Below are 10,383 nucleotides of genomic sequence, written 5' to 3' on the forward strand. Positions count from 1 at the left end.
TTAAGTTATTGAGTGTCGACAATACGTATATAAGCCTGATCCTTGAGCTCATCGAGCCAGGTCTGTACTTCTTCGTTAAAGCGACGATTGAAAATCAGTTGATAGGCCCGCTGTTCGGTGGCCTGCTCGGTGGCATCCTGCACACGCTTGTCTTCCAGACGCACCAGATGCCAGCCATGCTCAGAGCGAAACGGTGCGCTCAGCTCGCCAGGTTGCAGCTGAGTGACGGTGTCACGAAAGCTGCTGACATATAGCTCCGGAGAAGCCCAGCCGAGATCACCGCCATTCACGGCAGAGCCGGTATCATCAGAGTGTTGCTCGGCCAGCTGGGCCATGGTGGCATCACCATTGCGAATGGAGCGGGCAAAGTCTTCAAGCATGGATTGTGCTTTTTCTTCACTCAGAATAACCGATGGCTTGATCAGAATATGCCGGGCGCGCACTTCCAGTGCCTGCACCGTTTGTTGCTGGCTGCCTTCCATATCCAGAACTGTCAGAATATGCAGGCCGGCACCGGAACGGATGGGGCCGATAATATCACCTTTTGCATGATTTCTCACCGCTTCGCTGAACAGAGACGGCATTTCGCCCATGGTCATCATGCCCCAGTCGCCACCTTCAAGCGCTTTGGGACCGGCGCTGTGGGCGATGGCCAATTTACGAAAATCGGCACCATTTTTCAGTTGCGCCAGCAGCTGTTTTGCCTGGCTGTCGGCCTGACGCAGTTGTTCGCTGCTGGGATTGGCGGGCAGGGGCAGCAAAATGTTGCCCACCCGGTAGCGGGCATTGCTCTGGCCCTGCTCCCGAATCATTTGTACTACCTGTTTGACTTCCTGATCAGAGATATTAATTCGCCGGCGTACCTGATTACGGGCCAGCTCACTCATCAGAATTTCGTTACGGATCTGCTCTCTGAACGCAGGCCAGCTTTGGCCATTGGCCGCAGTGTCCGCTTGTAGCTGCTCAAGGGTTTTACCTTCACCTTTGGCAATATTTACCAATGCCTGCTCCAGCTGAGTATCGGTAATACGTAATCCCAGGCGCTCAGCCAGCTGTAGTTGCAGACTTTCCAGGATCAGGCGCTCAAGAGCCTGTTTACGTAAATTCTGCAGATCGGGCAGAGGCTGGCCAGCAGCGTTGGCACCGCTGCTAACCTGCTTTACCAGCGCATCAAGCTGGCTTTCCAGTACCACATCGTTATTGACCTGAGCCACGGTTTTGTCCAGTACCTGTGGCGCGGCATGACCGCTAAATGACAGCAAGCCCAGTCCGGCGGCCATCAGTAAATTCTTGCATCTTTGGTTCATGACAAATCCTGTGCGCAATGAAAATCAGTTGTTTAAGTTAAAGGGGCGATAATAGGGCAGCAGCTCGGTACCCGGCTCAAATTTACTGCCTGTGCCCAGCGAGCTGAAGCCTTTCAGCTCAAAGCGCAGTCCTATGCTGGTTTCCTGGTTGGCTTCAGCAGGAGTACGCAGTTTGTCTTCTTTCTGCCATTGCTCCCATACCAGGCTTACTGCCCAGCAGCAGGAGTCGTAGCGCAGTCCAATCAGACTATCGAGATTACGATGGAGTTCAATATCCCGGTAATAAGCGCCAATAAATCCCCATTGCGGTGCCAGTGGCCAGAATACAGTACCACCTATCTGGTTGAGATCCTGGCTAATACTATCGGAGAAGTAACCTGAACTCAGGTGACGAAAGCCCAGCTGGGCCAGTTTGCCCTGCTCGTTATATTCCAGGGTAATATTACCGGCCGCCAGCTGATGGTTGCGGGTGTCCTGCTGCGCCTCAGCGTGAACAAACCAGTTGTTGTCGAGGTTAAGATCACCTTCAAAGGTGAGAAAGGAGCGCTTGGTTTTATCCAGTTGTTCACTGGGAAACAGTTTCACTCGTGGCGCTGTGAAGTTAAAGGTCTGCGCCAGTGCCAGACGAAGGCGTTCGGTGCCGGCATTATCATAAATACGGCTGGTAAAGCCGGCGGTCAGCTGGTTGGCATCACTGATGCGGTCCAGGCCGGCAAAACGTCGATCGCTGAACAGGCTGTAATAGTCCTGGCGCATGGTGGTGCTGTCATACAGGCCAATATGATCCTGATCGTCGTAGGGCACATACAAATACTGAATTTGCGGCTCCAGGGTCTGCGTGAAATCCTGCTCAAACCAGCGTGCCCGGCGGTCAAACACCAGGCTGCCGTTCAGGCGCAGACGAGGTAACAGCCGGTCGGCACTGGAGTCCAGGCTGTTTTCATCAAATCCCCATGTATCGCGGTAATAAGCGCCAAGGGTATTGGGTATATCCTGCTCATAGTGAGTGTAATAGGCGCCTGCATCTGCCTTCAGCTGGACGCTGGGCTGATCAATCAATGAATAAATAATACGCGGTTCAATATGAAAGCGTGTGGCCTGGTAAGCTTGCTCATCGCTGTTTTCAAAGCGCGCCAGCTCGGCATCCAGTGCCGCGTCAAAATCGCCAAAACCACGGTAGCTGTTGAGTGTCAGTGACGGCATCAGCTGAAAGGGCTGAGTAGGCAGTTCCGATTTCAAAATCTGATAATCACGGACTTCTGTGGTCAGCTGCCAGTGCCGGTCATAATAACCGCCGTTGAGTGACTGCATCAGCTGATCATCCACCACTGTGCCTACTGGCGGATCAAAGTCATCCAGGTAGTTCTTATCCCAGCTGGCGACCTGAGTGTAGTTGACATTACCCCGCCAGTGGCCTGCTCTGTCAAAACGGGCATTATGCTGCCAGCTGAACAGCCAGCGAGCATCATTCTGCCATTCTTCAGCAGCCAGCGCCGGATCATTGGCCAGCTTTCTGTCTTCAGGCAGAAATTCGCCATAAAGCACACCACTCTGGCCCTGAGTGGGTAAATAGCGAAACTCCAGCTGCGCCATGGTGCCCCGCTTTTCCATATAGCGAGGTGTAACGGTGGCATCGTAGTTAGGCGCAATGTTCAGGTAATAAGGCAAACGGATATCGGTGCCATTACTGCTGCTGATATCGAAAGAGGGATACAGAAAACCGCTCTGACGTTCGTCTTTTACCGGAAACTTGATATAAGGAAAGTAAAAAACAGGCACATTACCTGCCCACAGCACGGCATTCCAGGCTTCACCAAAAACTTCATCCTGCTCCACAGAGACGGTGCTTGCTTTCAGCTGCCATGCTTCTTCACCGGGCGGGCAGGTGGTGTAACTGGCCCCTTGCAGATCAACTTCACCTTTTTGATTGTTCAATGTGACCTTGCGGGCTGTACCCCGGCCCGGGTCGCCGTGCAGCTGATAGCGAGCCTGATCAAGCTGGCTGTCTTTAGTGGTCAGATTACCGGTCAGGGTACTATCGCTTTTTACTGTGATGGTGCCGTCAGTCAGCTGAATATTGCCCGTCGCCATGACATCCCGGCTTTGCTGCTCCAGCTCCATATAATCACTGCTAAAGCGTCGCTGCCCCTGCAGCACCTCTACATTGCCCTGATAGAGAATTCTGCCGTCTCTGGTGGCATTAAGTACATCGGCAGTAACAGTAATGGGAGCATTGGCATCGGTTTGTCCTTCCACCCGCAGTGGCACATGGCTGAAACAACGGCTGAAAGAAATAGGATTGTCATCCTTGTTTTGCTCATCAAAAGGAGCCGTGCCGGCAACCTGTGCCTGAGCCAGACCGGATGCAAACAGCAGGGGAAGGCCGATAATCCGTTTTTTCATGAGGTGATGCTCTCGTTCCTGGTGTTGGCGACACCGCCCGTGATCCTGCGGGCTGGTTGAGCTTTTGGTGTCATTCTTTTATGGTAGCGGGCTATGATAAAGCATTCTCGCTGCCAGCTCTATGCCGGCCCCGACTACAAATATTTTTATCCGCCGACCTTATGACACTACCTTTGTTTGCCACCGCTATTGCTTTTGCCCGAACCCTGACCATTTTCCTGTGGGAGTCCCGCTGAATGCTTTCACATATTAAAGGTAAAATAATTGGCTGCCTGCTCGGGTTTTTGATTGGCAATGTACCCGGTGCCCTGTTGGGTTTGTGGCTGGGCCATCTGGCTGACAAAAAGCTGGCCAACGCCTGGGGCTTTGTAAAAGATGCCCAGCAGGAATTTCTTTATGCCACTTTTGCCACCATGGGGCATCTCGCCAAGTCCAGTGGTCGGGTGACCAGTGAAGAAATCCGGCTTGCCGAGCAGCTGATGGTACAGATGCGTCTGCGTCCGGATCAAAAAGCTGAGGCACAACAGGCTTTTCGTGACGGCAAGGAAAGCGACTTTCCGTTAACAGAAACCCTGCGTCGGTTTCGGGCGCGTACCCGGGACAGCCGCAATCTGCTGCGCTTTTTTATGGAAGTGCAGCTGCAGCTGGTGTTTGCCGACGGCGAGCTGCACCCGGCGGAGCGCCGGCTGCTGCACACCATTGCCACTGAACTTGGCTTTTCTGCTCAGGAACTGGAGCAGTTACTGGCCTTTGCTGAAGCCCAGCTGCATATGTATCGCGAAGGCCGTGCCGGCGGCCATGCCGGCGGCTTTACTCCGCCTCCGGCCAAGGACAGACTGCGCGATGCCTACCGTATTCTGGAAGTGGAAGACAGCGCGGACGATGCCACGGTAAAGCGCGCCTACCGCCGGCAAATGTCCAAACACCACCCCGACAAGCTGGTGGCTCAGGGGCTGCCCAAAGAAATGATGGAAATGGCCAAAGAAAAAGCCCAGGACATACAACAGGCCTGGGAAACCATTAAAACCGCCCGTAATATTCGCTGAAAAAGGGAATAGGGATTTGGGAGCAGGGGTTCGATTTCCCTAATCCCCGGTCCCTATTCACCAATTCCTGCTGTTAAACCAGCCTGTTCTGCTTCCGCCCTTGAGCAAATGCTTCGATATTATCAATCAGCTGATCTGCCAGTCGCTGCATGGAATCATGGCTGGCCCAGGCGATGTGCGGTGTCAGGATAAAGTTGGGGTATTGCAGCGCCTGCATCAGCGGATGATCGGCGGGCGGCGGCTCGGCGCTGACCACATCAAAGCCGGCACCGCCGATGCGCTGTTCCCGCAGTGCGTTCAGCAGCGCTTCTTCATCCACCAGGCCGCCGCGGCCCACGTTAATCAGCAGAGCATCAGGCTTCATCATGGCAAACTCCCGCTCGCTGATGACATGATGAGTATCCTTGTTCAGCGGGCAATGCAGGCTGATCACATCGGCCGTTTCAATGACCTGTTCAAACGGCAGGCGGCCATGGCCTGCCGGCTGACCCTTACGGGCGGCCACGATCACCTTCATACCCAGCGCCTTGGCCAGCCGCTCCAGATCTCTGGCAATCGTACCATAACCAATCAGTCCCAACGTCTGGCCTTTCAGATCACGAACTGAATAGTCGAAATAACAAAACTGTCCCGATTGCTGCCAACGACCATGCTCTACAGACTGACGATACGCATACAGGTTACGGCTGAGCGCCATCATCAGTGACAGTGCATGTTCAGGCACGGCGCTCTCGGAATAATTACGGATATTGCACACGGCAATGCCGGCGTTGCGGCAAGCGTTGAGATCGATATTATCACTGCCAGTGGCGGCCAGTGCCACCAGCTTTAATGAGGGCAATCTGGCAATGACATCGGCGCTGATATGCACTTTGTTTACGATGGCCACATCGGCGTGCTGCAATCGCTCAATCACCTGCTCGGGAGTGGTGTCGGCATAATCCTGCCAGTGATGATCAAGGTTTGGCCGGCGCAGCTTCACGTCCGGAGCCAGTGTCTTGCGATCGAGAAAGACCAGTTTCATTGGGGGTTACTCCTTTTAAAAAATCCGGTGCGCCCGGAGGCAGAGGCATCCAGCCATGACGCGTTATCCAGGCGGCCATAATACGGCTTGAAAAAAGCGGTGAGTGAATGGTAATCGATTCATAATCGGCTTGTTCGCGGGCACTGGCATGGCGGCGCAGCTTCTGATTAAGCAAAGAAACCGGCTGCCGTGTGCTGAACAAGTCCAGCACCGGCCAGTCGGAGCGTGACAGACTCATAGCCAGCATTTGCTGGGTGGCTTTATCAGAAGGAGTGGCATTCAATACCATAAGGCCGCTGGGAGCCGGCAGGGTGCCGGTTTGTATCAGTTGCTGATACCAGAGAGAAGCGCTGCCCTGGGTCAGCACCACCTGGGGAAGTTCGGGCTGGCGCTCAAATATGGGAGCCAGGCGTTCGCCCAGCGTGGTCACCCAGGTTTGCTGAGCGTCGGATACTTTCTCGGCAGCAGGATCAAAATAGCTCTGCTGAGGATCAGGCAGCAGCAGCACCAGCTCCCAGCCACGATCCTGCCACCATGGTGCCATGGCCAGCCACTGATGCAGTTGCTGTTGCTCTGGCCAGATCAGCAGCTGGCCCAATGGCTCGGGCCGTGCTGCAGCAAAGCGTAGCACGGCAGCTTGTGGCTGGTATTCCCGATATTCGCTCCAGTCAAAGCGCGCCATGGCTGTTGAGGTGAACAAGCAGCCTAACAAGCACCATGCTGCCCGTTTCATCAGCTCACCTCAAAAGGTGCCGGAGCGGTAAATTCCAGCCGGTGCTTATATCTGGGATGTTTGAATGCCAGATAGGCCGCATGCAGTTGCAGCTGAGAAGCCATGGCCAGCGCCTCACCCTCGGCATAGAGATTGTCGCCCAGTATGGGATGACCCAGGCTCAGCATATGCACCCGAAGCTGATGGGATCGACCGGTTACGGGAGTCAGTTCCATCAGGCTGCGGTGGTTTTCACGACGCAGGCAGCGCCAGTGCGTGAGCGCCGCCTTGCCCTGTTCATGATTCACCATATGCCGGGGGCGGTTGGGCCAGTCGCAGCACAGGGGCAGATCCACGCTGCCCTTGTCTTCGTCCGGCCGGCCATATACCCAGGCATAGTAGCGTTTTTCAGTTTCCCGCTCGCGAAACTGACGGCTCATCTCCCGGTGTGCCTTGGGGTTCAGCGCCATCACAATCACGCCCGATGTGGCCATATCCAGCCGGTGCACTACCTGCACCGTCGGAAACACGCGGGATACCCTGAGCGACAGGCTGTCAAAGTGCACCGGATCCCGTCCGGGAACACTCAGCAAACCACTGGGCTTGTTCAGTACAATAATGCTGTCGTCCCGGTACAATATTTCAAAAGGTGGATCCGCCGGCGGATCATAATGCAGCAATACCATGGTCTGACTCAGTATCCTTATTGATGACTTACCACAATAAACCGAATTGCATCCAGCTTTAAGCGGGTATGGCTGAGCAGATTATCCAGTTCGGCTTTCAGCTCCACAACATGATCAATTTCACTCTGCCGTACGTTCGGATTTACCTTGGCCAGCTGCTGAAGTCGGGTCAGTTCCTGTTCCATGGACTCATGCATGCGAGTGCGGGCGGCTTCTACCAGCTGCTCCATCTGTTGTTCGGCCACCGGTGTGGCCAGCTGCAGTTGCTGATGAATAAAGCTCTGTGATGCGTTCACCAGTTTGCTGCCCAGATGGCGGTTAATGGGGCTGAGTTGTTTGTCAAAGGCCTCAAAGTTGACTTTATCAGCCAGGTTATTACCGTTTTTATCCAGCAGCAGACGAATGGGAGCGGGCGGTAAAAAGCGGTAGAGCTGAGTATGATGAGCCGATTCGGCCACAAAAATCAGCTCTACAAACTGAGTGCCTACCGGCAGCGCCTTATTCTTGAGAATGGCCACAGAGGTGGTGCCTATTTCGGATCCCAGCACCAGATCGATGCCGCCGCGGATCATGGGATGATCCCAGCTTACAAATTGCAGATCGTCCCGGCCCAGAGCGGTATGCCGATCAAACGTGATGCTGGTGCCATCTTCGGGCAGGGCTGGGAAGCTAGGGATCAGCATCTGCTCGGTGGGGCGCAGCACAATGGCATTTTCACCCTTGTCGTCCTGATGAATGCCCACTTCATCAAACAGCTTGATGGCAAAAATGGCCAGCGTCGGATCGTCGTCTTTTTCGGCCAGTTGAGCCGCCAGATCCTGATGAGTAAAGGTGCCGCTGGAATTGAGCTCAAGCAGCCGGTCACGGCCTTGTTCCATCTGATCAATCAGCTTGCGTGTCATGATCTGAGTATCGGCAATCAACTGATTCAGGGCGTCGGTATCCTGACCATGACCAGCCAGAATTTCCAGCAAGCGCTCGGACATTTGCTGATAAACCGGCTGGCCTACGGCGTTGGGCTTGCTGAACGCATCCATACCCTGCTCATACCAGAGGGTCAGCGCCTGCTGGGCGGTGCCTTCCAGATAGGGCACATGAATATCGATATCATGCTGCTGGCCAATACGATCCAGACGACCGATACGCTGCTCCAGCAGATCCGGGTTCAGGGGCAGGTCAAACAGCACCAGCTGATGAGAGAACTGGAAATTACGGCCTTCCGAGCCAATTTCGGAGCAGATCATCACCTGAGCACCGCCTTCCTGCTGAGCAAAGTAGGCGGCTGCCTTATCCCGTTCCAGTAATGACATACCTTCATGGAATACGGTTCCGCGAATGCCTTCCTTGGTGCGCAGTATTTCTTCCAGTGCCAGCGCCACCCCCGCCTTGGCGGTGATAATCAGAATCTTGTTATTGCGGTTTTCCTTAAGAAACTCAAGCAGCCATTCAACCCGGCTGTCGAACTGGGTCCAGCTGCTGTCGCCGCCTTCAAACTGGCGGTAGATCTCTTCCGGATACAGGGCTTGTAACGCCTGAGCGGCATTATCCTGATGGCTTCCCATCATACTGGCCACGCGAATGGCAGTCTGATATTGGCTGGGCAGAGGCAGAGGATGCAAATGCAGCTGGCGCGCCGGAAAGCCCTTGATAGCCTGGCGGGTGTTACGGAACAACAGGCGACCGGTACCGTGATGATCAAGCAGCCGGGCCAGCAGCGCGCGGCGTTGCTCGGGGGTATTCAGGCTGGCGCTGTCTTCACCGTCCATAAAGGGAGCCAGTCGTTCCAGAGCGGTGGCATCCAGTGGTGTGTCACTCAGCAGTGCTTCTGCGGCCTCAGCCAGAGGCTGATATTCTTCTTCTTCCGCCAGAAAGGCGTTGTAATCATAAAAACGCTCGGGATCGAGCAGACGCAGCCGGGCAAAGTGACTTTCATGACCTTGCTGATCCGGAGTGGCGGTAAGCAGCAGTACGCCGGGAGTTTCTTCCGCCAGCGCTTCTACCACTTCGTAGGCACGGCTTGGGCGTTCGGCATCCCACACCAGGTGATGAGCTTCGTCTACCACCAGCAGATCCCAGTCGCTGTCGGCCAGCTGCTCAAAGCGCTTACGCTTTTTGGTAATAAAATCGAGGCTGCACAGCACCAGCTGCTCGGTATCAAACGGGTTGGCTGAATCGGCAAAGGCTTCCACGCAGCGTTCTTCGTCGAACAGTGCAAAGTGCAGGTTGAAACGGCGCAACATCTCTACCAGCCATTGGTGGATCAGGGCGTCGGGCACCAGGATCAGAATGCGCGCAGCACGGCCTGACAGCCATTGCTGCTGAATAATCATGCCTGCTTCAATGGTCTTGCCGAGGCCCACTTCATCGGCCAGCAATACCCGCGGGGCATGACGGTTACCCACTTCATGGGCAATATGCAGCTGATGCGGAATAAGACCAATACGGCCGCTGCCCAGACCACGCAGGGGAGAGCGACGTTGATTAAATTGATGCATCAGTGCCTGGTAACGCAGATTAAAACGGCCAATTTTGTCAATCTGGCCGGCAAACAGCCGCTCCTGAGGTTTGTTCAGCTTGATAAAGTGGTTGAGAAAGGTTTCCTTCAGACTGGTTTCTTCTTCCGTATCCAGGCGCTTGCCGTGATAAACCAGCAAACCATCCTGCTCCGATACCGACTCTACTTCCAGCTCCCAGTCTTCATGACTGCTAATTACGTCTCCGGGATTAAACATGACACGGGTAACAGGAGCATCATTAATGGCATACATGCGGTTTTCACCACAGGCAGGAAACAACATGGTGACCATGCGCACATCAATGGCGACCACGGTCCCCAGTCCCAGATCGGTTTCGGTATCACTGATCCAACGCTGGCCGAGGGAAAAAGGCATTCAATTCTCCAAGCTGAAGAGGGCTGTAAAAAAGGGGCGCTATCTTACCTTAAAGCATCAGATAGCTGCACCCGTGATTGATCCTGAACATGAGTATAAGAAACAGCATATAAAGAAGGAAAACAGGCTTTTGCATAAAAAACAAACGAACAGTATTGAAGTGATAAAAAACCTCAAAAAAGCCCTTGCGCAAAAATCGCGGCTCCCTATAATGCGCATCCACTGACACGGGGCAAGCGGCCTACGGTCACAAACGTTGAAAGACAACGAAACAAAGTTTGATTCAACGCTTGACGAACACCAAGAGTTGCGTA

Annotated in this window: 7 protein-coding genes; 1 reads left to right on the plus strand and 6 read right to left on the minus strand. The window is 54.3% G+C overall.

Features of this window, described 5'->3' with window-relative positions:
• Window positions 1-5 precede the first annotated feature (5 nt).
• Window positions 6-1,307 carry a peptidylprolyl isomerase SurA gene (gene surA / locus R0I78_RS00330; protein WP_317073876.1) on the minus strand — a complete coding sequence of 434 codons (1,302 nt, stop codon included), beginning with the start codon at window positions 1,305-1,307 and terminating at the stop codon, window positions 6-8.
• Window positions 1,308-1,331: 24 nt separating this feature from the next.
• Entirely contained in the window at window positions 1,332-3,710 is a 2,379-nt protein-coding gene (lptD, locus tag R0I78_RS00335; protein WP_317073877.1) for an LPS assembly protein LptD, read from the minus strand.
• Between the two features lie 236 nt (window positions 3,711-3,946).
• On the opposite strand from lptD, the gene djlA reads away from it, so the two are divergent.
• Entirely contained in the window at window positions 3,947-4,756 is an 810-nt protein-coding gene (djlA, locus tag R0I78_RS00340) for a co-chaperone DjlA (protein ID WP_019935320.1), read from the plus strand.
• A 73-nt stretch (window positions 4,757-4,829) separates the two neighbouring features.
• Here the strand turns inward: djlA and R0I78_RS00345 are convergent, their stop codons facing one another.
• The 4 genes from R0I78_RS00345 to rapA are packed head-to-tail and all read right to left on the minus strand — an operon-like array spanning window position 4,830 to window position 10,069.
• Window positions 4,830-5,780 (minus strand): D-2-hydroxyacid dehydrogenase, encoded by a 951-nt coding sequence (locus R0I78_RS00345; protein ID WP_317073878.1) that lies wholly within the window; start codon window positions 5,778-5,780, stop codon window positions 4,830-4,832.
• On the minus strand, window positions 5,713-6,480 hold the full coding sequence (locus R0I78_RS00350) for a DUF3530 family protein (protein ID WP_317073879.1): 768 nt from the start codon (window positions 6,478-6,480) through the stop codon (window positions 5,713-5,715). The genes R0I78_RS00345 and R0I78_RS00350 overlap by 68 nt, the downstream gene beginning before the upstream one ends.
• A 32-nt stretch (window positions 6,481-6,512) precedes the next feature.
• Window positions 6,513-7,172 carry an RluA family pseudouridine synthase gene (locus tag R0I78_RS00355; protein WP_211212447.1) on the minus strand — a complete coding sequence of 220 codons (660 nt, stop codon included), beginning with the start codon at window positions 7,170-7,172 and terminating at the stop codon, window positions 6,513-6,515.
• 23 nt (window positions 7,173-7,195) lie between these two features.
• Window positions 7,196-10,069 carry an RNA polymerase-associated protein RapA gene (gene rapA, locus R0I78_RS00360; protein ID WP_317073880.1) on the minus strand — a complete coding sequence of 958 codons (2,874 nt, stop codon included), beginning with the start codon at window positions 10,067-10,069 and terminating at the stop codon, window positions 7,196-7,198.
• Window positions 10,070-10,383: the final 314 nt, after the last annotated feature.

This window comes from Oceanimonas sp. CAM02, assembly GCF_032842915.1.
Classification (GTDB): domain Bacteria; phylum Pseudomonadota; class Gammaproteobacteria; order Enterobacterales; family Aeromonadaceae; genus Oceanimonas; species Oceanimonas smirnovii.